This window comes from Nonomuraea sp. NPDC003201 (genome assembly GCF_053590415.1).
Genome location: NZ_JBSFTC010000097.1, coordinates 1 through 22,512, shown reverse-complemented (window position 1 = coordinate 22,512; position 22,512 = coordinate 1). Strand labels below are relative to the sequence as shown.

Annotated in this window: 23 protein-coding genes and 2 pseudogenes; 7 read left to right on the top strand and 18 right to left on the bottom strand. The window is 67.4% G+C overall.

The annotated features are described in order from the left end of the window. Nucleotides 1-20: 20 nt before the first annotated feature. Nucleotides 21-410, bottom strand: a complete 390-nt coding sequence (locus tag ACWDX9_RS29345) for a discoidin domain-containing protein (RefSeq protein ID WP_449959502.1) — start codon at nucleotides 408-410, stop codon at nucleotides 21-23. Between ACWDX9_RS29345 and ACWDX9_RS29340 the strand changes: the two genes are divergently transcribed. Then, complete coding sequence (locus tag ACWDX9_RS29340) at nucleotides 382-1,017, top strand: beta-galactosidase small subunit-related protein (RefSeq protein ID WP_449959523.1); 636 nt, start codon at nucleotides 382-384, stop codon at nucleotides 1,015-1,017. The genes ACWDX9_RS29345 and ACWDX9_RS29340 overlap by 29 nt on opposite strands. A 95-nt stretch (nucleotides 1,018-1,112) precedes the next feature. Here the strand turns inward: ACWDX9_RS29340 and ACWDX9_RS29335 are convergent, their stop codons facing one another. The 10 genes from ACWDX9_RS29335 to ACWDX9_RS29290 form a co-directional block, all read right to left on the bottom strand. Then, nucleotides 1,113-1,583, bottom strand: a complete 471-nt coding sequence (locus ACWDX9_RS29335) for an RICIN domain-containing protein (RefSeq protein ID WP_449959500.1) — start codon at nucleotides 1,581-1,583, stop codon at nucleotides 1,113-1,115. Beyond that, the gene (locus ACWDX9_RS29330) at nucleotides 1,565-1,945 is read right to left on the bottom strand and encodes a hypothetical protein (protein WP_449959498.1); all 381 of its coding nucleotides are present in this window, start codon (nucleotides 1,943-1,945) and stop codon (nucleotides 1,565-1,567) included. The genes ACWDX9_RS29335 and ACWDX9_RS29330 overlap by 19 nt, the downstream gene beginning before the upstream one ends. Next, nucleotides 1,923-2,204: a hypothetical protein gene (locus tag ACWDX9_RS29325; RefSeq protein ID WP_449959496.1), complete on the bottom strand. Its 282-nt coding sequence runs from the start codon at nucleotides 2,202-2,204 to the stop codon at nucleotides 1,923-1,925. Before ACWDX9_RS29325 ends, ACWDX9_RS29330 begins: the two co-directional genes overlap by 23 nt. A gap of 1,046 nt (nucleotides 2,205-3,250) precedes the next feature. Beyond that, the gene (locus tag ACWDX9_RS29320) at nucleotides 3,251-3,793 is read right to left on the bottom strand and encodes a dihydrofolate reductase family protein (protein ID WP_449959494.1); all 543 of its coding nucleotides are present in this window, start codon (nucleotides 3,791-3,793) and stop codon (nucleotides 3,251-3,253) included. Nucleotides 3,794-3,891: 98 nt separating this feature from the next. Further along, the gene (locus ACWDX9_RS29315) at nucleotides 3,892-4,227 is read right to left on the bottom strand and encodes a DF family (seleno)protein (RefSeq protein ID WP_449959521.1); all 336 of its coding nucleotides are present in this window, start codon (nucleotides 4,225-4,227) and stop codon (nucleotides 3,892-3,894) included. Beyond that, a complete protein-coding gene (locus ACWDX9_RS29310) occupies nucleotides 4,224-5,138 on the bottom strand; it encodes a redoxin domain-containing protein (protein WP_449959492.1) in 915 nt (304 codons plus the stop codon). The genes ACWDX9_RS29315 and ACWDX9_RS29310 overlap by 4 nt, the downstream gene beginning before the upstream one ends. A gap of 108 nt (nucleotides 5,139-5,246) precedes the next feature. Continuing rightward, nucleotides 5,247-6,155 carry a PaaX family transcriptional regulator gene (locus ACWDX9_RS29305; protein ID WP_449959490.1) on the bottom strand — a complete coding sequence of 303 codons (909 nt, stop codon included), beginning with the start codon at nucleotides 6,153-6,155 and terminating at the stop codon, nucleotides 5,247-5,249. Between the two features lie 149 nt (nucleotides 6,156-6,304). Next, nucleotides 6,305-6,430 (bottom strand): hypothetical protein, encoded by a 126-nt coding sequence (locus ACWDX9_RS29300; protein WP_449959488.1) that lies wholly within the window; start codon nucleotides 6,428-6,430, stop codon nucleotides 6,305-6,307. A 247-nt stretch (nucleotides 6,431-6,677) separates the two neighbouring features. Continuing rightward, the gene (locus ACWDX9_RS29295; protein ID WP_449959486.1) at nucleotides 6,678-7,721 is read right to left on the bottom strand and encodes an alpha/beta hydrolase; all 1,044 of its coding nucleotides are present in this window, start codon (nucleotides 7,719-7,721) and stop codon (nucleotides 6,678-6,680) included. Nucleotides 7,722-8,167: 446 nt separating this feature from the next. Further along, the gene (locus ACWDX9_RS29290; protein ID WP_449959484.1) at nucleotides 8,168-9,013 is read right to left on the bottom strand and encodes a galactose-binding domain-containing protein; all 846 of its coding nucleotides are present in this window, start codon (nucleotides 9,011-9,013) and stop codon (nucleotides 8,168-8,170) included. A 124-nt stretch (nucleotides 9,014-9,137) separates the two neighbouring features. Between ACWDX9_RS29290 and ACWDX9_RS29285 the strand changes: the two are divergent. Further along, nucleotides 9,138-10,233 (top strand): annotated as a pseudogene (locus ACWDX9_RS29285) (alkaline phosphatase family protein). Between the two features lie 207 nt (nucleotides 10,234-10,440). Here the strand turns inward: ACWDX9_RS29285 and ACWDX9_RS29280 are convergent. Next, nucleotides 10,441-11,136 (bottom strand): TetR/AcrR family transcriptional regulator, encoded by a 696-nt coding sequence (locus tag ACWDX9_RS29280; protein WP_449959483.1) that lies wholly within the window; start codon nucleotides 11,134-11,136, stop codon nucleotides 10,441-10,443. Nucleotides 11,137-11,339: 203 nt separating this feature from the next. Here ACWDX9_RS29280 and ACWDX9_RS29275 point away from each other — a divergent pair, with 203 nt between their 5' ends. Together ACWDX9_RS29275 and ACWDX9_RS29270 are read left to right on the top strand one after the other, a co-directional pair. After that, on the top strand, nucleotides 11,340-12,266 hold the full coding sequence (locus ACWDX9_RS29275; protein WP_449959481.1) for a redoxin domain-containing protein: 927 nt from the start codon (nucleotides 11,340-11,342) through the stop codon (nucleotides 12,264-12,266). A gap of 123 nt (nucleotides 12,267-12,389) precedes the next feature. Then, nucleotides 12,390-13,181 (top strand): maleylpyruvate isomerase family mycothiol-dependent enzyme, encoded by a 792-nt coding sequence (locus ACWDX9_RS29270; protein ID WP_449959479.1) that lies wholly within the window; start codon nucleotides 12,390-12,392, stop codon nucleotides 13,179-13,181. A 267-nt stretch (nucleotides 13,182-13,448) separates the two neighbouring features. Here ACWDX9_RS29270 and ACWDX9_RS29265 read toward each other — a convergent pair whose 3' ends face one another. Together ACWDX9_RS29265 and ACWDX9_RS29260 are read right to left on the bottom strand one after the other, a co-directional pair. After that, nucleotides 13,449-13,892 carry an AbfB domain-containing protein gene (locus tag ACWDX9_RS29265; RefSeq protein ID WP_449959477.1) on the bottom strand — a complete coding sequence of 148 codons (444 nt, stop codon included), beginning with the start codon at nucleotides 13,890-13,892 and terminating at the stop codon, nucleotides 13,449-13,451. A gap of 70 nt (nucleotides 13,893-13,962) precedes the next feature. Next, a pseudogene (locus ACWDX9_RS29260) lies at nucleotides 13,963-14,046 on the bottom strand (arabinofuranosidase catalytic domain-containing protein); the annotation flags it as partial. Nucleotides 14,047-14,114: 68 nt separating this feature from the next. On the opposite strand from ACWDX9_RS29260, the gene ACWDX9_RS29255 reads away from it, so the two are divergent. Further along, nucleotides 14,115-15,113: a LacI family DNA-binding transcriptional regulator gene (locus ACWDX9_RS29255; RefSeq protein WP_449959476.1), complete on the top strand. Its 999-nt coding sequence runs from the start codon at nucleotides 14,115-14,117 to the stop codon at nucleotides 15,111-15,113. 326 nt (nucleotides 15,114-15,439) lie between these two features. Here ACWDX9_RS29255 and ACWDX9_RS29250 read toward each other — a convergent pair whose 3' ends face one another. Further along, complete coding sequence (locus tag ACWDX9_RS29250; RefSeq protein WP_449959474.1) at nucleotides 15,440-15,904, bottom strand: hypothetical protein; 465 nt, start codon at nucleotides 15,902-15,904, stop codon at nucleotides 15,440-15,442. Nucleotides 15,905-16,817: 913 nt separating this feature from the next. Here ACWDX9_RS29250 and ACWDX9_RS29245 point away from each other — a divergent pair. Further along, nucleotides 16,818-18,797 carry an alpha-L-fucosidase gene (locus ACWDX9_RS29245; protein ID WP_449959472.1) on the top strand — a complete coding sequence of 660 codons (1,980 nt, stop codon included), beginning with the start codon at nucleotides 16,818-16,820 and terminating at the stop codon, nucleotides 18,795-18,797. 62 nt (nucleotides 18,798-18,859) lie between these two features. Here the strand turns inward: ACWDX9_RS29245 and ACWDX9_RS29240 are convergent, their stop codons facing one another. The 3 genes from ACWDX9_RS29240 to ACWDX9_RS29230 form a co-directional block, all read right to left on the bottom strand. Continuing rightward, nucleotides 18,860-19,024 (bottom strand): aldo/keto reductase, encoded by a 165-nt coding sequence (locus ACWDX9_RS29240; RefSeq protein ID WP_449959519.1) that lies wholly within the window; start codon nucleotides 19,022-19,024, stop codon nucleotides 18,860-18,862. 13 nt (nucleotides 19,025-19,037) lie between these two features. Further along, nucleotides 19,038-19,430 (bottom strand): aldo/keto reductase, encoded by a 393-nt coding sequence (locus ACWDX9_RS29235; RefSeq protein ID WP_449959470.1) that lies wholly within the window; start codon nucleotides 19,428-19,430, stop codon nucleotides 19,038-19,040. A 657-nt stretch (nucleotides 19,431-20,087) separates the two neighbouring features. Next, complete coding sequence (locus ACWDX9_RS29230) at nucleotides 20,088-21,101, bottom strand: cellulose binding domain-containing protein (RefSeq protein ID WP_449959468.1); 1,014 nt, start codon at nucleotides 21,099-21,101, stop codon at nucleotides 20,088-20,090. A gap of 896 nt (nucleotides 21,102-21,997) precedes the next feature. On the opposite strand from ACWDX9_RS29230, the gene ACWDX9_RS29225 reads away from it, so the two are divergent. Next, nucleotides 21,998-22,512: alpha/beta hydrolase family esterase (locus tag ACWDX9_RS29225; RefSeq protein WP_449959466.1), on the top strand; the 515-nt coding region annotated here is incomplete at its 3' end.

The window sequence follows — 22,512 nt, the reverse complement described above, 5'->3', positions numbered from 1 at the left end:
GACCCATCAGCGCCAAGCCCTCACACCTTCAGGAGTTGATCGCCAGGATACTGAGCGGCCGGATCATCCGCGACGCCAGACAGGGGCTGGGGAACAGGCCGTCCGGCGTCGGCCCGTGTCACAGACGCCCCAGCTCCGGACGGCGGTCCGTCGGTGGGCAGCAGTCGCACGCGGACCTGGAGCGTGACGATCTCAGGGACATCGAGGTGCCAAATCCTGGAAGTGGAGGTTCCAGTCCGGCTCTGGTCAGCGATCACCGTCCAGTCCGTGCGGTCGCGACTGGCCTCGACGACGAAGCCGTACCGGCCCGCCGTAGGAAATTCCAGCCGAACCTGTCGTACCTTCACCAGGCGCTCGAGATCGACGGCCACCCACGGCTCACTGTCCTCGGCCTGGGGTGCCCAATACATCGCCGGGGAGCCGTCGTTCACATACCGCGACGGCTGCGTCGCCCCGGCCGCACAGGACATCTGCCTCGCCACCACGTACCGCTGGACCTCGGACGGCGAGGCGCTGCGACTGGAGGTCGAGGTCGTCCCGGAGGGCGAATGGAACGTGTCGCTCCCCCGGCTCGGCGTGCTGCTCGGCCTCCCGGCGGGACTGCGGGGCGTGCGCTGGTACGAAGGCGGGCCCGGCGAGGCGTACCCGGACAGCCGCGAGTCCGCCCGCCTGGGCTTGTGGGCCGCTGGCCTGGACGAGCTGCAGACGGCGTACGTGTGTCCGCAGGAGAACGGGGCGCGGGCAGCCGTTCGCTGGGCCGAGCTCACCAATGGTGAAAGCGGACTGCGGATCGCCGGCGACCCGGAATTCTGGTTCAGCGCCCGCCCGTGGACCGACGCCGCGCTCGACGCGGCCACCCACCGCAGCGAGCTCACCAAGGACCCGGAGACGGTCTGGGTTCACCTGGACCACGGGCTGCACGGGCTCGGCTCCCAGTCCTGCGGGCCCGGTCCGCTGCCCCCGTACCAACTGCGTGCCGAGCGCGCGCGGTTCGCCTTCGCGTTCAGCACGGTGTAAAGAGACGCACGTCCACGGTAACGGCTCCGGCAGTGGCCGGGCGGCTCCTCAACCGCCCGGCCACCACGGCTGCAGTATCCCGCCGAGGACTGTGCTCAGCCGACGCGCGTCAGCCGCCACCGCTGTGGGATACCGCCGTTGTCACTCCACTGCACGACCGGACCGCCCTCGATGGCGACATTGCCGTTGTCCAGCGCGTTGCCGCTCATCACGTTGATGAGTTTGTACGCCCCACCGCCTTCGGGGCGGGCGAGTGCTGCGTAGCGGGTGGTGTAGGGTACGGCCAGGCTCCGCCGCCCGGCGTAGTGGTTGTAGATCAGCTCCCATACGGGGCGGACTGGCCCGCGACCGGCTGCCGCGCTCTCCGTCATGGTCACGTAGCCTTCCCAAACTCCGGGCGCGCCCTGGCGGACGGTGTAGGCGGTGAAGGGCACGTTCTCGCCGAGGTTGTACTTGGCGACGTACTCGCAGGCTTTCATGAAGCGGTTGCCGGCGTGGCCGTACAGGTCGATGCCCTGGTTCCAGGCCATTTCGCAGAATGTGCCCATCAGACCGATGCCGAGCATCGTGTGCCTTGGTCACGTCCGGACTCCTGCCACTGCGCGAGTCCTTGATCGTCGTAGACGTAGGGGGTGGCGTTGTTGATCGATCCCATCCCCGCGCCGTTCTTGAAGTAGTCCACGGCCCGGTTGATCATGGCCTGGTCATCGTGGAGGATGCCGATGGCCAGCACCGCACACATGCAGCACAGGTCCCAGCTCGCCCAGTAGTTGGTTATATAGGCTCCGTTGTGGTTGTTCAGGAAGTCGTTGGCCAGAGGGTAGAAGACGTTGGCCATCATTCGCTGGAAGGCCCCAAGGTCGAACCCCGAGTAGCCGCGCATCAGCTCGCCGGCGTTGGCGAACTTACCCGTAGATGCCCGCGGCAAGGAAGCGGTCGGCGCCACCGGTGATCGAGGTGAGCCTGGACGACCAGGCGTTGAGGATGTCACGGGCGCAGTCGCCGTGCGCGGTGTCGCCGGTGACGTGCCAGCGCAAGGCGTTCTGGTAGGCGGCGGCGATGTCGTTGTAGAGGATGCCGTAGTTCTCGCCGGTGCCGCCACCACGGGTGATCGTGGCCTGAGGGTTGGGGACCAGCTGCTCGAGGCGTGCGAGTTGGCCGTGAGCCGGTCCCAGCCGCTCTTCCAAGGCTGTCTTCCGGCCGACACCCGGGCGGCCATGCGGTCGAGGTCGGCTTGGGTGTGCAGCATCCCGGGGTGTGTGGCCGCCGCAGCCGGTGTCGAAGGCCACAGTAGGGCTGTCGCCGTACCGAACGCGGTAGCGGTTAACAGTTTCCGTCGGCTCATCTCCTGAGACGTGAGAGTCCCCTTCCAGGGGGGTCAGCCGTAACGCGAGAGGGAAAGAGCGGTGCTGATGGCGGTCAGAGCCGCCCTCGGGCCGGATGCTCCGCAAGCGGTCGGATTGGGCGCGCGCCCGTTCGAGCTCCAGGTCAGGCCGGGACCGGCAGCGGCCCGGGCGCCACGCGTTCGTGGTTGGCCGCACCAGGCACGAGCCGCACCGGGAATTCGTGGACGACGTTTCGCGTGCGACCTTGTCCCACACGGTGTGGCGGGCCTCGGATTCCGGCCGCATTCGCGAGCGCGGCAAAGTCATCGGATGTATCTGCCGCCTTCCGGCCCTCCCGCAGGGCCCTGCCTCGCGGGGACGAGCAGGGCCGCAGCGTGCGCGAGCGTGGCGCGTTCGCCGCATCTGGACGAGCCGAGCGGGATGACGAACTCGTCCGCGGTCACCGCGAACTCACGCCGTCGGCTGCGCGATGGCCCCCAAGCCTCTTCGCCAAGTCACGAGTCTCCAGAGTAGGCACGTCGACCCCACTTGGTAGAGACGGTTTTCTATAACTCCCATAAAGGTAAACGCATGAAACATGATCGACAAGAGCTGTAAGCGAACCAAGATCCATGTGTCAGCGCGACAGCTGCGCACCATTCGCCTCTAGTTAACGGTTTCTGATACACGTGCTGACAGGGTCTCGCCCGCTCCTCACACTCCGAGCTGGCCTCGGAGTTCCCCTCTGAGCCCTGAGCCCGGCGGATGGATGAATCAGCAATGCGGCGAGCCGGCGATGACCGCCATGCTGCCCGCCGTCGATCGCCTTCGACGGCTGGCGCCGTCCATGGCCAGCCGGCCGCACGAGCGGACGTCGCCGTCGCGACGGCGACGCGACGGCGACCCGGTCATCGGATGACACGCATCCGGAGGTTCGTGGTCTGCGGCGCGGGGCTCAGGCTGAGACGTTCTAGCTTGACGTGGGTCCCGCCCGGGTGGTCGAACAGCCGGACGCCATCGCCGAGCATGACGGGTGCGACGCACACGAAGACTTCGTCCAGCTCGCCGGCCTCCAGGCATTGCCGGGCGACGTCGGCACCGATGACGTTGACGTACTTGTCGCCTGCCGCCGCCTTGGCCGCGGCCAGGCCGCTGTCCAGGTCGCCCACGAAGGTGATGCCCTGCATCGAGGACTCCAGTGCCTGGCGGGTGAGCACGAACTGCGGCCCGGCCCACACACCGCCGAACGGCCTGCCCTCTCTGGACGTGCCGCGGTGCGGATCCTGGCCGCCGAAGGTGCGGTTGCCGATCAGGCGTGCGCCGATCTGACCGATGAGCTCCTCCATCGCCGGATTGGGGCCGAGGTACTCGATCAACCAGGACATGTCCCCGCCCGGGTGGGCGATGAAGCCGTCCAGCGACATCGTCGCCGTGTACAGCACCTTTGCCATGATGATCCTCCACAGAAGTTGATTTCGGGTGACCGCGCCCGCGTGGCAGCCGATGCGGAACGGGGCGACGGCTGAGCATCGTCAGGTGAGACGCGCTCTCAGCCTTGGTCGATGGCGTGTTTGAGGGCGTCACGAATGCGGGCCGGGTCCGGCAGGGGGCTCGGCCGGCCGTCCGCGCGGAAGTAGAGCCGGCAGGTGAGCCCCGGGGGCTCACTCGCCTGCGGTGGCACGATGTCCATACCGTTCACGCGGATCGTGGGTGAACCCGTGAAGTGTTCCCGAACCGCCTCCTCATGGGTGACGATCCGCATGCTCTCGATGCTCGCGGGGTCCAGGCCGACTTCCGTCATCGCCTCTTCGAGCATGGCCCTGGCCTTGCCGTGAGAAGGGCAGCCCGACCACCACAGCAGTTCGACACGGAACGGCGCTATCACGTCGTCCACTTGATCGAGCAGCCAACGGCCTGGGTGTAGGCCGGGTCCGGGGAGGTGCCGGCGAGGACGTGGTCGAGCGCACCGCGCACCCAGGCCGCGTTGAGCGATTCGTCGGCGACGTCCGCGTCAGGGGCGCCGTGATAGGCGACAATGCCGTGTTCATCGAGGACGAAGACATCCGGCGTGTGCCGGGCACCCCAGCGGCGCGCCACCGTCTGACTGCTGTCGACCAGGTACGGCCCAGCGAATTGTCCCTCGGCGACCCGCTTGCGGGAGTATTCAACGCCGTCTTTGGGATTGACGGCCGGATCGTTGGCGTTGACCTGTAGGCAGCGCACGCCGCGTGCGGCGTAGTCGCGGGCGACCTGCTGCAGTCTGTCATGCCAGCCCAGCGCCCACGGGCAGTGGTTGCAGGTGAACACCACGACTGTGGCCTTCGCTTCTTCCTGACACAGGGCGACCTCGACACCCTCGATGTCAGGCAGAACGAACTCAGGCGCGACATCTCCCGGTTGCAACGGCTGGGGCAGGTCATGTGGTCCGAGGTGGTGCGGTTGCGGAGCGATCCCGGCAATGAGCCCGTCGTCGTCCAGGGTGAACGCGAAGTCCATGGCATCCATCGGGCCACCGGGGCTGGGCAGCGGAGTCCCGCTGGGCCCGGTGCCACGAACCGTCACCCGTCCGTCTCCGCCGACGGGCAGCAGGCTCCATTCGACCTCGCCGAGCCAGCCGGGCGGCATCATAACGGTGACCTGGGCGACAACGGCATCGACACCACGGACCTGGTGTGCGCCGAAGTCGAACACCACATCAGGCGAGAGCACCCCGCGCAGTTCCTCGGCCGGCGCGGCGGACTTCTCCGTCGCGAACCAGCTCTGAACGCTTGGCGGCGCGTCGTCAAGGGATGCCATGCGGAAACCTCCCAAGGGGATCATCGCCCGGCCAGGAGCAAATGGCCGAGCCTCGACCGCGCTGGAAGCGCAGCAAGTGACACACTAATACAAAAGTAAAGATTTGTGTCACACGCTAGGCCCAGCGCCCGTGCCCGCCAGCGATTGGAAGAACGCGTGTGCGGCCGGCCGCCAAGCGCTTCGGCACCGAGCAACCAAGTTCCGTGCCCGTTCACGGGGCCAGTCCGGCCGCAGGACATCGCTCGGCAAGCCGGGCTCGGTCAGCACGCACTCGCGCCAGGCTTGTGTCAGTCCGGTCCAAGCCCTGAAGCACTCCTCGGGACCGTCGGCGATGCGGTCACCGAAATCAACCAGCAGTCGCTCGTACCGGTCGGCGACAGCATCCAGATCCCACGCCTGCTCGGCGACCGCGCGCACATCGGGATACTCGATCTGGGACGTCATCACGGTCATGATCACACCCGGCTCGTCCGACAGCGCGCGCATGATCACGTCCTTGAAGCGGCAGTCCGGGGAGATCCACACGCCGTTGCCCAGATATCCCAGGCCGTTGAGCAGCATCAAAGTACGGAACCGGTAGCGGTCGCGCTGGTCCTTCCCGCGCGACCGGACGATGAACACGTCCCATGTGCCATCCCACTCGCCGGAGGGCGCCTCCTCGGCCGCGAAATGCCGGGTGCCCAGCGACAGGGTCTCGCGCATATCCTGCGTGAGTTCCACGTAGGCCCGGTTGCCGTGCCGCGTGGTAGTGAGAGCGCCCTCGCGCGCGGACCGTGAAACGGCCTGGCGCACCGCCGCCGGCGAGTGCCCGAGGACGCCCAATGCCAGGACCAGCGTCTCGTGCCACACGCCTGCTGATCGAGGGGCAACATACTCGCTGAGGACATCAATCAGGCTCTTCGCCGCAGATCCGGACCGACCGCCACGCCCCTCGGCAGCCGGGCTCAAGCCATCGGTCTGCGCTCCGGAGGGCCGCGAGGCCGCCTCACCAGGGCCGAGAGTGGTACGGCGCGGCATGACTACTCCTCACCAGCGGCCTTCGGTGCCGCCTGACTCGTGACTCGGTCCCCACCACCTTCTCAGCAGTTGCCTGGCACTTCCTCCGCCAAGGCGTGGAACCAGCAAACTACGGCCCAGGGCCGCATCTGCTACTCGCCCAGGCGAGGTCAGGCCGCAGGTGGGGGCCAATAGTCCTCGGCCAGGCGCTCGGGCATGACCTGCCGGCCCTGCCCCTGCTGGATGCCGCCGCGACTCACCTCCACCGCCAGCCGTAGCGGCCTATTCGCCGCCATGGCCGATGACACCTGCGCTTCGAGTTCATTGCCACTTACGCACATGTGTGGCCCGGCCCGCCCTTTCCGCCCGGCCGTCGATGCGCGTTGATCAGCGCAGCCGGCGACTGCGCATCATCCACAGGGGTTCTGAGCTCATCCCCGCCGCTTGACACCTGCAGCATGAGAGAGCGCACAAAGCGGTGGCCGCCTACCGAACCGCGCCGGCGCATCTCCAGTTCCACCCGACCGCCGGACCACCGTCGTGTCATTTTCCGGCTGGGTCGGTGCCATGGCTGCGCCAGAAGGCCACCGCCTTGTCGAACCAGCCTTCGGCGGCCGTCCCCATGCCCAGACCATAGCCGTGCCCGCCGGACTTCACCTTCTCGTACTGAACCTGTACGCCGAGGGACCGAAGCTCCCCGACGACGGCATCGAGCTGGGAAACCGAAATGACATTGTCGTCCTGCGCGACGGTGACGAAGTAGGGAGGGAACGAAGCCGAGTATTCCAAGGAAGTCGTGATGCCGGCATATGCGGCCACAATGGCGGCGGGTTTGTCAAAGCCGTGTGCCTTGGCGCCGAGATCCGAGTCCGAGCCCCACAATGTGGCGAGCCTGCCGCCGGCAGAGCTGCCCCACACCGAGTAGCCGTCCATGCTCACGTGCCATTCATCGGCGTGACGCTCGATGTACGACATGGCCCGAGCCATGTCGCCGTTGGCCCGTCGAATCCGGTCGAGCTTGTCAGGGGCCGCGTCCCCCTCCTGGGCACCTACCCGGTACTTGAGTACGAAGACGTTGTAGCCCAACGCGTGCAGGGCTTTCGCGTGCGGAAACGCCTCCTGGATGGACGCGACCGAGTCGAAACCGCCACCAGCCGTGACGAAAGCCACGGGCGCGCCGGCGTCGCCGGGGATGAAGAACAAGCCGGCGGCCTCCCTGCTCGGATCGGCCGCGATCTCGCTTTCGTCATAAAGCTTGTAGTAGAGCTTCCGTCCTGCATTGATCTCATCGATGAGGAAATTGACGCCGTCCACCATGGTCTGGGGATCCCACGCGCCCAGGTATGGCGCAAGCTTCTTCACCGCAAGCGGTCTGGTCAGCGTCGCGGTGAACCCCGCTTCCCACGGCACCACATAGTCGCCGAACCCTTTGAACGCGGGATGATCGGCGATATGAGCGAAGGACGAGTCAACGGAGACGTGCGTGAACTTGCCGTCGGCATCGACGTATGATCCGCCGCCTCCGAACTGCGACAGGTAGCCGACGCCGCCCGCGACCAGGGGCAGGGCAAGAAGCCCTCCGACCACCCAAGGCCATCGTCGCCGACGCCGTGAAAGGGAGGACGGCATCGACTGCGTCTCAGCGCCTCGCATGAGCTCTCCAGGGTTCATGTCTGTATCCGAGAGGACCCTAAAGGAGAAATACTTACACGTGCAAGTAATGTGCAGAGAGGAGGCGCTCAGCGCCTGACGACACGAAGCTGTGTTCGCCAGAAATACGTCTCCTGGGCCGGCCGCACGTCACCTGGATCCCTGAGCCCGCCAACCAGGCGCGCAACTGACCAGAGGGCGGACTCGCCAATCGGCGGCGAGCCTGCCCCGTGGCCACAACCCCGGACATACAACGGGGTCGGCGGCGTCACCAGGCCTCTGGCTCGGGAGCCGAAGCCGCGTTCCTACGACGGTGCGCTACGAGGATCTCGAGGTCAGGGCCGCCGCGTTGCCAGGGTCGAAGTGAGTCCGGGCCCGACTCGTTACGATGGAGAGAAGACTTGGACCTCGGCAAGCGAGAGAGCGTTGTTCCCAGCGAGCTGCACGCGCACGTACCGCCCGGTGCGGCCCACGTCGACGGGTGACGGCGTGCCGCCCTGCCCGGCATGGTGATAGGGCCAGACCGTTTCATCGGCCAGTGTCTCGGTCAGCGAGGTTGACGCGAACGGCTTGTCGGAGACAAGGACGTAGAAGTCGGTCAGCCGGTCGGCGCAGCAGTCGGTGCGGTTCCAGATCGCGATCTTGTCGATGTTCTCGACCGCGCCCAGATCAACCTCCCACCATGACCCGGACTGGAAATCCGTGTGGGTGACCGACCCTGCCCCGTAGGTGCCGTTGGTGTTGCCGTCGACCGCTCTGGCAGGTACCCCGCCGTGCGCCGTCGACGACTGGGTGACAGGCTTTCCACGGGCAAGGTTGCGCCGTTCCACCGTGATGGTGCGTTTGACCTCCACCGACCATTCATCGGGCGCGGCGACCACGATGAGGTCGTAGGCGCCGTCCGCGGTGCCGTCCGGCACCCGCACCATCAGGCCGGCGGTCCGGGATCCGCCGCGCTTGACCGACGGCAACCGCACGATGGCGGGCTCCACCGCCCACCCCTCAGGGACCCGCACCGAGACATGCGAGGCCCCGAGCGTCCGCCCGGCCGCGACCAGCGTGGCGGACACCGGCACCGTGCCTCCAGGACGCTGAACGTCGGCGGGTGCCGTCACCCTCAACTGGGCCGACGGCACTATGCGGTAGGTCTCCCCGGCCCGAGCCCGGATCGTGACGACGTTGCCGGTTTTGCTGAAGTTCGCCGGCCTGCCGTTCGCACGCTGCACCACGTCGAGATGGAGACCTACACCTGGAACGTGCTCCCCAGCCCGCCCTCGGACCTCGCCGAAGGCGTTGCCGCCGAGCTCGACTGGACCCGGCGGCAGCTGGCCGCGCTCGGCTGAAGGAGCTGTGATGACACCGCTGGTCGTGATCAATGTCGTCGGGCTCACCCCACGCCTGCTCGCGCACATGCCCAACGTGGCGAAGGTGGGCGCGGCCGCCACGCTCCGCCCGGTGCTGCCGGCCGTCCCCTGTTCGATGCAGGCCACCCTGCTGACCGGCGCACCGCCCCGCGAGCACGGCATCGTCGGCAACGGGTGGTACTTCCGCGACCTCGGCGAGGTGCTGCTGTGGCGCCAGCACAACGCGCTCATCCAGGGCGAGCAGCTCTGGACCGCCGCGCCCGGGCTGCGCACCGCCAACGTCTGCTGGTGGTACGCCATGGGCGCGCCGGCCGACCTGCTGGTCACCCCGCGCCCTCTCTACCACGCCGACGGCCGCAAGTCCCCCGACTGCTACACCCGCCCGCCCTCGCTCCACGACGACCTCGAGGCCGCGCTCGGACCGTTCCCCCTGTTCACCTATTGGGGTCCCAACGCGGGGATCGCCTCCTCCGAATGGATCATCGCCGCGGCCCGCCGCATCCTGACCCGCAGGCCGGGATGGAATATCTCGGCCCGTGGACGTCCCGGGCCTTCGCCGTCGCCGACCACCAGGTGGCCCACGTCTACGTGCGCGACCCCGCCGACCTTGACCGCACCCGCGCCGTCATCACCGAGCCGACCGGCGTGGACGAGGTACTCGACCACGCGGGCAAGGCCAAGTACGGGCTCGACCACGAACGCGCCGGCGAACTCGTCGCCGTGGCCGAGCCCGATGCCTGGTTCACCTACTACTACTGGTTCTCCGACGACCGGCCCCGGATTTTGCCCGGCTGGTTGACATCCACCGCAAGCCTGGCTACGATCCCGCCGAGCTGTTCATGAACCCCCAGGATCCGTTCGTCAAGCTCCGTGCCGCGGCGGCGCTGGCCAGAAAGAAACTGGGATTCCGGTACACGATGTCCGTCGTGCCTCTCGATCCGGCGCCGGTCCGCGGCAGCCATGGCCGGCTGCCGGACGACCCCGCCGACGGACCAGTGATCCTCGGTCCCTTCGACCACGACTCCTACGACGCGACCGAGGTCAAGGCGCGACTGACAGAGCTTATGCGAGGACCACGCCGTTAGCCTGGAGACGAGTAGGTCGCTTCTACCCAAGGCCGCCAGCGGAAGGCGGCTCCGGCAGCCGGCCGGGTGCGGTCCACGCCAGCCGATGGTAGAAATCACCAAAGTGGCGGGCGACGGCTACGGCACCCGCCGCAGGTCGATCGGCGTCATGACAGCGGAGCGCTTCTGCAGAGCTTTGGATCATCTAGTTTCGGGCGGCTTGCCGCCTTAATCTCCAGCAGGGGCGCCGGTGGAGGAACTGGCGTCTTTCAGCGGATGCATGGCCCGGTGGAGTTGGTCGGTGGTCAGGGGTGGCTCGGGCAGCGGGTGGGCGCGGTCCGCCCGGAAGGCGTCAAGCATCAGGTGCAGGTGGCGGCGCCAGACGCGCGGGGCGATGCCGTGGGTGGCGCGGGTGATCTCACTGTGGGACCAGACGACAAAGGCGAGGTCCTCGACAGTGATATCGGCGCGTACGGCACCCTGTCGTTGAGCGCGTTCTATGAGGCGGGCGGAGAGCCGCCCGATGCGGCGGTGCGCCTCCTCGAAGTCCGCGGAGGCGGGCAGGCGTCCCACCGCCACGTCGTTGAAGCCACGGTCGTCGGCCTGCAGTTCACACATCGTCTCCAGATAGAGACAAAGGCCCTCCCACGCGTCGCCCATCGCCGCCGCGCGTTCGCCCACCTTCTCCCAGGCCCGCACCTTCTCCATCAAGACCGACTGGACAAGATCGATACGCGTCGGGAAGTGGCGGTAAAGGGTGCCGATGGCCACCCCGGCGCGGCGCGCCACCTGCTCCAACGACGCGTCGAGGCCGTGCTCGGCGAACGCTTCCTGGGCTGCGGTCAACAGCGCATCGCGGTTGCGCTGGGCGTCACGCCGCAGCGGCCGGCCCGTACCGGGGGCACTCGCCGCGTCGATGGACATGACCACAGCCTACCAAGCGGAGGCCTCCCTCATGTTCTGTGCTACAGTTCGAGCCAACATGAGGCAACCCTCGACTTTGGCGTGGTGCCGAACCTAGAGCGGACGTGTCGGTATCCAGTTCGGGGATGCTCACAAGCGCTGGAGCAACGTTGCGGCTCGGCCAGTCGTCGGTTGCCGCGCGACAATTCCCGGGAGGTTCCCGCGTGACGTCTTTGGACAAGGCGCCCGCCAGCGTTCAGGGCTGGTTCGCGGCGGAGAAGTCCGCCGACCAGGCACAAGGACTGCGGGCTGTGCTCTCGCCCGATGTGGTGATGGACTTCGGCGGACGCAAGATCCACGGCATCGACGCCGTCGTCGCCACAGTCACCTTCGCGATGCCCGCCGGTTGGCTCGGCGAGATCGACTTGAGCGTGCTGCCCGGAGGCGCGGATGGGCGGGTGACAGTTCGTGCCACCGGCCCCGGTGGAGCGCAGATGCGGGTGTTCGTCCCAGGCGCTCCGTCGCAGACGATGGATGCCATGGACTTCACGTTCACTTTGGACGACGGGCTGATCGTCGGTGTCGCCGGGCAAGCGCACCAGCCCGAACCCCCCGGCCTGCCCCAGCCACTACGGCCGGGCGACACCGCACCCGATTTCATTCTACCGGACGTGGAGGGCGTCGAAGTCCCGCTGCGTCAGGAGGGAGCGAAGGCCACGGTCGTGGTCTTCATCAGCAACCACTGCCCGTTCTCCCGGGCCTGGCACGACCGAGTGCAGCAGGCCGGGCGGGACTACGCGCCACGCGGCATACGCTTCCTGCACATCAACTCCAACGATCCCTCCCAAGGCCCCGATGACGGCGTCGAGCACTCCCGCAAGCGGGTCGCGGAGGGCCAGTTCGCCGGGCCGTACCTGGTCGATGAAGGCCAAACGGTGGCACGTCGCTGGGGTGCCCGGCGCACGCCAGAGGTGTTCGTCCTCGACGAATCCGGCATCGTCGCCTACCATGGCGCGCCTGACGCGGATGCGACCGACGAGTCGCTGAACGCCGCCTGGCTGCGCGGCGCTCTCGACCACGTCCTCACCGGTATCTCCCCCGACCTCGCCGATACACAGCCCGTCGGCTGCTCGATCAAGTGGACGCTGTGATGATGACCGCGCACGCAGTCGCGATCAGCGGTGCCATGATCCAGCTCGCCATGGTCGACCTCATGATCCCAAGACGCACGGACGAACCCTGATCCCTGCAGGCAATCAACCTCTGGAGAAGAAATGAGCAACGCCGACACGGTCATCGCAGCACTACGTACCGGACACGACACCCTCGCCGGACTGGTGTCCGAGCTCAGCGACGGCGACCTGGCCCGATCGTCGGGCGCGGCCGACTGGGACATCTCACAGGTGCTCAGCCACCTTGGCAGCGGCGCCGAAATCCACCGAGCCGTCCTCCAGGCTGCCCTCGACGACCGGCCCAACCCCGACCATGACTTCAACCAGGCCGTCTGGGACAGGTGGAACGCCATGACCCGGCGGGAGCGTGCCGACGCCTTTCTCCAGACAAACCAAACCCTGACCGGCTTCTACGAGTCGCTGGATGCCGACACCCGCGAGAAACTCCGCATCGAATTGGGTTTCCTGCCCGCACCGGTCGACGTGGCAACCGCGGCACGAATGCGCCTCAGTGAGTTCGCCCTGCACTCGTGGGACGTCCGCGTCAGCTTCGACGAGCACGCCACGCTGGCCCCGGACGCCAGCGCGGCCCTCCTGCACGGGGAGCCTGACCTGCTCGCCTGGATCGGCAAAGCAGACAAGCTGGACGGCCGAAGTGCAGTCCTCCAGGTCACGACGGCTGAGCCCGCCTCCGTCTTCGCACTGCGCCTGCAGGCGCCGATCAGCGTGGACTTCGACGTGCCTGAGCAGCCCGACGGCACGATCACCCTACCCGCCGAGGCCTGGCTTCGGCTCGTCGCAGGCCGCCTCGCCCCCAAGCGCACCCCCAGCAAAGTGACCACGACCGGCGCCGCCGACCTCGACCTGCTCCGCAGCGTCTTCCCAGGCTACTGATGCTCCTGGACGGTGCTCCGCCGGGACGCGTCCCTGGCGATCCGCCGCGCTGCTGAAGAACGTCGGACGCGCCAGCTCGCTGCCCACCCGTCAGGTAACTGCCCCGTCCGGGACCGCCCGCTCCTGTTGACCGGCGGCCCCGCGGGTGTAATGGCCCGGCCGAGGGCTGGAACCATCGCCGGCCTCAACCGCGGTCCGAGCCGCGGCTGGTGGATCAACGGAAACGGCGGAGAGCCGCCCCGTGGAACAGTGACGGCTCGCCGGAATCTATGCCCAGAGCTGGTCGACGACCCAGCTCACGTCGTCGGCCCAAGGGGTGGAGCCGTCGAAGTTGTGGGAGCCGCCGTTACTGGCGATGGAGACAGCGTTGTTGTAGCGGCGGATGAACCGGCCCGGGAAGTTATAGGAGGCCAACGAGGTGCCCTGACCGCTCTTGCCGGCCTGCGGGCAGAAGGTGACGTCCGCGGCGAACAGCGTGCTGCCGTCATTGTGCTGCGTGTGCAACTGGTAGTTCTGGTGCCGCAGGTAGTCGCCAGGGTAGTTCTTCGACTCCAACGACACGCACGAGCTGTTGGCCAGGCCGCTGCGCACGATCCACGAGGCGTCGCTCTTGTCGGCGGACGAGCTGGACGAGGTGATCATCGACGTGATGACTTGGTCGTTCTGGTGGCGGACGTAGCGGTTGGTGCAGCAGGCCGTCGTCGCGCGCAACGAGATCGACGAGCCGGGGGTGAGCGTTCCACCGGGGCCGCCTGATGACGTCGTGTAGCCGGGCGACGATGTTGGCCTGGACCGCGTTCTCGGTGGCGTCAGACGGATAGCCGGAGGTCATTACGCCTTCGTAGAAGGTGCCGGCGGCCGCCATCAAGTAGGCTCTGAATCATGGGCGTTACCGGTCACATGCCAGCGGATGATCCTCCTCGTGGGCGATCCGTGAGCATCTGGGACATAGCGCGGGTGGCCGGCGTCTCTCAACAGACCGTCTCCCGTGTCATCAACGGCAAGGCCCGGGTCAGCGAGCCGACCCGGGCCAAGGTCCTGAAAGTCATCGACGATCTCGGCTATCGCCCCAACCGGCTCGCTCAGACGTTGGCCGGCGGCCCAGCACGCGCGGTGACCGTGCTGACCTCCGACACCGCCCTGTACGGCGCGGCCGCCACCTTGCGCGGCATGGAGGAGGCGGCCAGGGCGGCCGGTTTCTCGGTGGGAATCAGCGTGCTCGACGCGGCCTCCCAGCAGACGGACATCGCCCTGAGGCTCAATCGGCCAGGGGAGCCGGTCATGGTGATCGCCTTCGATGAGGTGGGAGTGAGCGCGCTCCGCGCGCTGCCGCCGGACGTCCCGGTGGCAGCCGCCGTCGAATATCGCTCCGACGACGACCCGGACGCCGACCCATGGCAGGTCTGGCTGGACGATCGGGCCGCCGCCGCGCACGCGACCCGCTACCTGCTGAGCCTGGGGCACCGAACCGTCCACTACCTGGCCATGCCCTCCTCCACCGGTCCGCCTGCCCAACGGACCAGAGGATGGCAGGATGCGCTGCGTGCTGCCGGACTCCCCGTTCCCGAGCCGCTGCAGGGCGGCTGGACCCCCCGCTCCGGCTATCTCTCAGTACGCTCTTTAGTGGCCGACCGCTCGGTGACCGCCGTCCTGTGCGGCAACGACGATCTCGCGCTGGGCGTCATGCGAGCAGCGCGCGAAGCCGGGCGAAATATCCCCGGCGACCTGAGTGTGGTCGGCTTCGACGACTCCCCACCCGCGGCCTACCTCAACCCCTCACTCACCACCGTCCGGCTCGACTTCGAAGGACTCGGCCGGGCCTGCTTCGGTCTGCTGTATCGCAGGCTGGCGCCGGAGGCCGCGTCGGCCGTCCCCGAGTGGAGCGAGCCGGAACTCATCGTGCGGGAGAGCAGCGGCCCAGCACGGGCCTAATCTGCCCGATCTCCGTATCTCTCCCCCATCTGGCACTGGCAGAGGAGTCAGGCATGCACACACGTTCGCCTTTCACCCACGCCGAACGCCTGTGCGTCCCGCATTGGTGACCCGGCTGACCTCTGAGCAGGCGGCATCCCGCTGCCCGCCCTCGACCTGTACGCACGCTGTCGCGATCAGACCACCGGCCAGATCCACCACGGCGCGGCCTGGCTCGGCCACGGCCTGTTCTCGGAGCCGAAACCATACCGGTGCCCTGGTCCGACCTGGAGCGGGAGAAGTGCCGACGGCATCCGAGGGGCGCCGGCGGCCCTCCCGATATCGGCTCATCCCGGTGTCAGGACCAGGCGGTAGGCGCCGTCGGCGTTCTGGCTCGCGATCGGGACGGTGACGCTCCCGTTGGTCACGGTGTACACGTTCGACCACACCCGGGTCGCTCCGGACGCATTCGTCGTGCGTCCCGACCCGGGCACCGACTCGAGGGGCGCGGTGACCGACGAGCCCAGGCCGCCGATGCCGTCCTCTCGGATCGAGTTGTTCCCGGTCTGACCGCCGAAGACCACGCTGAAAGTCCTGCCGCCCGCGTCGTACGCGGCGACGCCGTCGTTGTACGCGGTGGGGGTGACCTTGACGATGTTGCCGGTCTGATCCCCGTACCACTTGTACATCCAGTACGACGCGGTGGGCTGCCCGTTGTGCAGCAGCCCGTTGAGGGTGCCCCACTCGTACCAGAAGGCCCGCTCCGCGTCGCGCTCGAACTGCGCCACGTAGTGGTTCACGCTGCTGGGCACGTCGACCTCGGCGGGCTGCGCGTACTCATTGATCGAAATAGCGCGGCCACCAGGGTGACGAGCACCGTCACCACGCTAGCGGCGAGAACTCCAGGCGAGCCCGGGCTGATCCGCGTGCGGCCGGATAAGCAGGCAGGGGAATCGTGCATGTTGTTCTCCCTCGGAGAGTGAGAAGTAGGTGGTACGACCGTGCTCCACGCAGCCGCGAGGCCCCGGCAGAACGGGCAAGAGCCGGTCCCACGGCCGGGGAGCCATACCGCCGCGCGGTCGCGGCACTGCGGGAGCACACCGCCCCGTAGAGATGTCCGGTTGCGCGTTATCGATAACCTCACCGTTTGGATGCTCCATCACACCCTGTCAAGCCCAGCTGTCCGAGCCTGCACGGCGATACACCCGTGTAGATGCTCATCTTGGGACAGGGGCGAAATCCCGCCCCGGTCGTCGGGGCCGCCCCAGCAGGGCGATGTGAGCGGTAACGCACGCCCGCTGGATGAAAGATTCACGACCGGGCCGTTCGGCCAAGTGCTCCCGGACCCTCTTCCGGACATGCTCTTTCCGCCTCTACTACCTGGCCGATGTGGCGACTTCGCGTGGCCGGCCTACCTCCCCCTCAAGATGGCATGCCCCTTCAACTGGGATTTCCTCTTCTGCGCTGCCCATTTGGCCGCTGCCGCACCGGGCCTTTCGGCAAGCTCGGCACGAAGGGCGGCCCAGACCACCGGGACTGGCGCCATCATTCAAGATCTCAGTCGCCTGTCAGCGGAGGATCCCAAGCTTGCAGGAGAGCCGACGTGAATTTATGTTATCGCTAACACCCACTGAGGCTCACGCCTCACCCATCTACGTCGCTCTATGGATTTTCACAACCTCTTCAACCCTGACAGGGGCTTCCCCCTCCTGAGAGGTTCCGCCCATGGCATTGTCATCATTCCCGTTCAGTCGCCGCAGGCTGCTCACCACTGCCGGAATCGCCACGGCCGGCGGCCTGCTGGGCGTCGGCACCGCGCGAGCCATCAGTGCTCCGAGCAGCTACACCCCGAGCTGGTCGTCGGTCGATCAGCACCCGCCGGCTCCGGAGTGGTTCCAGGACGCCAAGTTCGGCATCTACTACCACTGGGGCGTGTTCAGCGTTCCCGCCTTCGCCAACGAGTGGTACCCGCGCAACATGTACAACAACGGCTCAAACGAGAACAATCATCACAAGAGCGTCTACGGTGATCCCTCGGCCTGGCCGTACCACAACTTCATCAACGGCGCCCGGGACAGGGCAGGCAACTGGGTGCAGTTCGCGCCGAAGCTGAAGTCCGCCGGCGGCAACTTCGACCCCAACGAGTGGGCCCAGCTGTTCGCCGACGCCGGCGCCAAATTCGCGGGACCGGTGGCCGAGCACCACGACGGCTATTCGATGTGGAACAGCAGGGTGAACGAGTGGAACTCGGTGGCCACCGGGCCCAGGCTCGACCTGCTGCGGTTACACGCCGACGCCGTCCGGGCCAAGGGCCTGAAGTTGCTGGTGTCCCTGCATCACGCGTTCAACTTCACCGGCTTCTACCAGTGGGCGCCGTCGCAGTCCACCACCACCCTCAGGAAGCTGTACGGCCAGCTCGACAGGGCCACGGAGAACCAGCTCTGGTACGACAAGCTCAAGGAGGTCATCGACGGCTACCAGCCCGACATCATCTGGCAGGACTTCAACCTGAGCCAGATCCCCGAGTCCCAGCGCCTGAACTTCCTCGCCTCCTACTACAACCAGGCCATCGCCTGGAACAAGGACGTGGTCGCCACCTACAAGGACGGGTTCAACACCAGGGGCGAGGTCTTCGACTACGAGCGCGGAGGGCCGGCGGACATCCAGAATCCCTACTGGCTGACCGACGACAGCATCTCCAGCTCCAGCTGGTGCTACACGGTGGGCATCGGCTACTACTCGCTCAACGCCATGCTGCACGCGCTGATCGACCGGGTCAGCAAGAACGGCAACATGCTGCTGAACATCGCCCCCATGGCCGACGGCACCATCCCGTCCGGGCAGCGGTCGATCCTGCTGGGCATCGGGGACTACCTGCGGCGTTTCGGCGAATCCGTCTACGCCACCCGGGCCTGGGCGAGCTACGGCGAGGGCCCGACCAAGATGGGCGGCGGTTCCTTCGTCGAGCCACGCCCCGGAACCAACAAGGACATCCGCTTCACCCGCAGCAACGACGGCACCGTGCTGTACGCCACCGTGCTGGGCTGGCCCGGCGGCACCCTGGACATCACGACGCTGAACTCGAACCGCATCAACCTCGGCAACCTGGCCTCGGCGCAACTCCTGGGCTCCACGGCCGGCTCGTACCTCAACCTGCCCAACCGCACCCAGGACGGTTCCGCCCTGCACATCTCCATGCCCTCGTCCACGGCGCCGTTCAGCGCCCCGGCGTATGTGGTCAAGCTGTCCTTCAACGGCCAGATTCCCGCCCTGGGCTCGGGCCCTCTCCCGACCACCTGGGTGCGGATCGCCAACGTCACCACCAACCTCGTCCTCGACAGCGGCGGCAACGTCGCCTCCGGCTCGGCGCTCAAGCAGTGGACCTACGACGGCAGCGCCAACCTGCAGTGGCAGCTGGCCGACCTGGGCAACGGGTACCACCGGCTCGTCAACCGCACCAACGGCATGGTCGCCGACAGCGGGGGCAACGCCACCAACGGCGCCTCCTGCGTGCAAGCCGCCTGGAACGGCGGCAACAACCAGCAATGGAGACTCAACAACCTCGGCAACGGCCGCTACCAGATCATCAACCGCGGTACCAGCACCGCGCTGGACAGTGGCGGCAACACCACCGTCGGCTCCAATGTGAAGCTGTGGAGTCCCGACTCCAGCACCAACCTCCAATGGACCATCACCGCCGTCTGATCGGCCCATCGCACTTCGACCTGCTCGGGGCCGGCGCCAGCGGTGCGGTCAGGCAAGCGCGTTCAGCCGTGCCACCTCGTCGTCCGGCAAGGCGAGCTTGGCCGCCCGCAGTTCTCGGCGAGGTGTTCCAGAGACGTGGCGCCGGGAATCGGCAGCACGACCGGGGAGATGTGCAGCAGCCAGGCCAGGGCGACCTGAGCCGGCGTCGCGCCGACCTCAACCGCGATCTCTGCGACCGGGCTACCTGGCTGGGCGAGGCCGCCCGGTGGCGATCGGGGGCCAGGGAATGAAGGCGAAGCCCTCGGCGGTCGCGTAGTCCAAGACGGCCTGCGACTGGCGGTTGACGAGGTTGTAAAGGTTCTGGACGCTGGCGATCTCGGTGATCCACCGCGCCTCTTTCAACTGCTCCACCGATACCTCGGACAGGATGATGCAGCGCACCTTGCCCTGCTGCTTGAGGTAGGCGGGGCGGCCGACCGGCACGAAGAGGCCTGGGCCGGTATGGGCTGTTCCCGCCTTGGGCGCGACGACTACGCCCGGCGGGTTCGGCTCCGTCGGGTCACCCAGGAGGTCCTGCCCCACCTGCGCGCAAGGCTTCGGGCACATCGTCCAGATCTCCACGATCAGCGACATCGGCGCCTTCCCACCCTCTGCTCTTCGGCGAGCAGCCCACCCAGTTGATGAAGACCCTGTACGACCAGCGCCTGCGGACCTGAGCCGACTGAGACCACGTGTCCCCCGCCGCGCAAGGCTGACCACTGTCCGCACAGCCGTGGCGAGGGCACGGCGCCTGCCACCCAGGACAGACATTGAGCAACCCGCTACTGGCAGGAACACGGTCTTTGGACAGGACTCAAGGTCCAGGACCCCAGAGTGCTCACCCGCCAGCGGCTACCAACCCGAAGCCTGCCCGATCACCCACGAGCAACTCCGTTATCTCTCATTAGGATCTCGACGGCCTTGCCACTGTTGCGGTTGACCAGCGCGTACCAGGCGTTGGTGTCCACGACGCCGGCTGAGGCAGCCGTGTCGAGGCTGACCGTCATGCTGCCCAGGAGGGCCGTCACCCCGGGTGACGATCATCACGGCCCAGCGGCGGCAGCGCCTTGCTCCAACATGGGTGCTCCTTCGTCCGGGAATGACGGGCCTCAGCCGGTCCGGTGAGGCCCGCCATCAGCGCGTACATGCCCAGTGGGCGCCCAGCCTCGGCAAGTTCGACGACGGGCCCGCCGGGACGGGCTGATCCAGCGCCCCGAGACCCGCGCCCGGCCCGGTAGCGGACGCTGCCTATCAGGCGGCGGTGCAGGTCGCGCCGTTGAGGGTGAATGAGGTTGGCTTGGCAGGGTTTCCGGTGTGGGTGGCCTGGAAGCCGATGCTGATCGATGCGCCTGGAGCGATGTTGGCGTTGTGCGAGACGTTCCTGGCCGTCACCTGACCGGAGGCGGGCGAGTACGTGGCGTTCCAGCCGGAGGTGATGGCCTGCCCGCCGGGCAGTGTGAAGGCCAGGGACCAGCCGTTGATCGCGGCGGTGCCGGTATTGGTGACGGTCATGTCCGCGGTCAGGCCGCTGTTCCAGGAGTTGACGGTGGTGGCGACCCGGCAGGCTCCGGTCCCCGGGTCCGGATCAGGGTCCTGGCCGCTCTGGAACTGAGTGAAGAACTTCCACACCTCGCCCGGGACCCAGGTCCTGGAGCCGCTGTCGCCGCCGGCCCCGTCCTGCGGCGCGGCGATGTGACCTTCGTCGAACGCCGCCCACACGACCGGATGCCCGGCCGAGCACCCCGAGTAGGTGGTGACCCTGTGCGTCAGGCTGCCCTGCGCCGGCTCGGGCGGGCTCTGGGCGGTGCAGCCGTTGTTCCTGACGAACCGGTCACGCAACGATCTTCCAGCGGAGATGTTGTCCCTGATGCCATGTACCCCGAGGTATGCGACGGGCTGGGTGCCACCGCTGCACCCGCTGATCTGCCCTGGGGCGGATTGGGCCGCGACCGCGCGGAAGACGTTCGGCCGGGCACATGCCAGCGCGAAACTCATGGCTCCGCCGTAACTGAAACCCACGGCGAAGCGCTGCGTCGTGTCAACGCAGAGATCCGCCTCGATCTGCCTGATCATGTCGTCGACGAAGGCCACGTCCTCGCCCCCGGCATTGGCCCAGCCGTTGTCGAGCCCCTGGGGCGCGACGAAGATCGTGCTGTTGTTCGCCAGCCGCTGCAGGCCGTAGTAGGCCCAGACGTCCCGCTGCACGGTCTGGCCCGTGGCCACGTCCGTGGCAGTGCCGCCCCACCAGTGGAGACCGAAGATCAACCGATAAGGGTGGCTGCTGCTGTAATTGTCGGGGATCCGCAGGATGTAAGTGCGGCTCTTGCCACCGCTCTGAATCTGGTTCGTGCCGTTCCTCAGCGTTGGGGCCTTCCCGCACCCGGCAGTCGCCGCAACGGTGCCGGACGGCGTGGGTGTGCTGGCGTCGGCACTCATCGCCGGTCGCCCCACGCCTAGGACGAGCAGCGATGCGATCGCGATGGCGGTGAAGAAGGATCTATGCCGTGACAGGGAAACCATCTACTGCTCCTTCTAGGGCGGTATGTGATCGATCACACATGAGGCCGTCCTATCCCCCTTCAAAGGGCTGAGGTGTGGTGCAGCGGAGCAAATATGACGCCGGTGGGGCCTGTCAAGATCGAGCCTTCTCCCCTCGGGGACCGCTCTCCGGCAGGACGCGTTCCTCACGTTTTTGACCAGGGATGCGGTCGCGATGGCCGCCGACGAGCCACGATGAAACTTTCACCGCGCCTTGACAATGCGGCGGGCGCAGCCCTACATCGTGGTGTTACCGATAACGCATTTCTGGATCGGCTCCGAGCAGTTCCGCCGCCGATGCCGCCCGACACGGAGGCCCCCCTCGTCCAGCCGTGTCTCCACCCCCAGGAGAAGGAACATGCAGCAGACCTCGCCCTGCCCGCCCGCCGTACGCGGCACTCGCCCGCAGCCGCGGCCAGGCGTGTCACGGTGGCGCTCGTCACCGCGTTGACCTGGGCCACACCATCGTCACGGCCCCGCGCTGAGACAACGGTCGGTCGCCACGCTGCTACGGCTCGGCCGACGGCAGAGCGCGCATGCCGACCGGAGGGCGCCTTCAACCCCCTGCGACTGTTCCTCCCATCGACGTACGCCGACACCGGCTCGGCAGAGAGAGTTGCGCGATGTCCAGACGTAGACCCTTGTTGACCGCCTTAGTGGCCGTGGCGCTTGCCGTCCTGGTGACCACCGGCGGCCCGGCGCTGAGCGCCGACTCCGGCGGGACGTCACCCGGCGCCGTCGCGGCGACCGCGGGATGCGGCAAGGCACCAGGACTGGCGAGCGGTACGCGCTCGATCCAGACCAGCGGCAAGAACCGCAGCTACATCCTCAAGGTCCCCGACAACTACGACATGAACCACCCCTACCGGCTGATCTTCGGGCTCCACTGGCTGGGCGGCACCGCCACCGACGTCGCCACCGGCCAGACCGTGCAACGGGACGTGTGGGCCTACTACGGGCTGCAGCGCCTGGCGAACAACAGCACGATCTTCGTCGCCCCCCAGGGCTTCAACAACGGCTGGGGCAACTCCAACGGTGAGGACCTGACCTTCGTCGACGACATCGTCAGTCAGATCGAGGGAGCTCTCTGCGTCGACACCACGCAGCTGTTCGCCACGGGTTTCAGCTACGGCGGCGC

Excerpts from the sequence above, each read along its gene's own strand:
- ACWDX9_RS29300 (WP_449959488.1), bottom strand. The coding sequence starts at position 6,430 with ATGGCGGCGAATAGGCCGCTACGGCTGGCGGTGGAGGTGAGTCGCGGC.
- ACWDX9_RS29320 (WP_449959494.1), bottom strand. The coding sequence starts at position 3,793 with ATGGCAAAGGTGCTGTACACGGCGACGATGTCGCTGGACGGCTTCATC.
- ACWDX9_RS29310 (WP_449959492.1), bottom strand. The coding sequence starts at position 5,138 with ATGGCATCCCTTGACGACGCGCCGCCAAGCGTTCAGAGCTGGTTCGCG.
- ACWDX9_RS29245 (WP_449959472.1), top strand. The coding sequence starts at position 16,818 with ATGGCATTGTCATCATTCCCGTTCAGTCGCCGCAGGCTGCTCACCACT.
- ACWDX9_RS29270 (WP_449959479.1), top strand. The coding sequence starts at position 12,390 with ATGAGCAACGCCGACACGGTCATCGCAGCACTACGTACCGGACACGAC.
- ACWDX9_RS29335 (WP_449959500.1), bottom strand. The coding sequence starts at position 1,583 with ATGCTCGGCATCGGTCTGATGGGCACATTCTGCGAAATGGCCTGGAAC.
- ACWDX9_RS29235 (WP_449959470.1), bottom strand. The coding sequence starts at position 19,430 with ATGTCGCTGATCGTGGAGATCTGGACGATGTGCCCGAAGCCTTGCGCG.
- ACWDX9_RS29280 (WP_449959483.1), bottom strand. The coding sequence starts at position 11,136 with ATGTCCATCGACGCGGCGAGTGCCCCCGGTACGGGCCGGCCGCTGCGG.
- ACWDX9_RS29345 (WP_449959502.1), bottom strand. The coding sequence starts at position 410 with ATGTATTGGGCACCCCAGGCCGAGGACAGTGAGCCGTGGGTGGCCGTC.
- ACWDX9_RS29305 (WP_449959490.1), bottom strand. The coding sequence starts at position 6,155 with ATGCCGCGCCGTACCACTCTCGGCCCTGGTGAGGCGGCCTCGCGGCCC.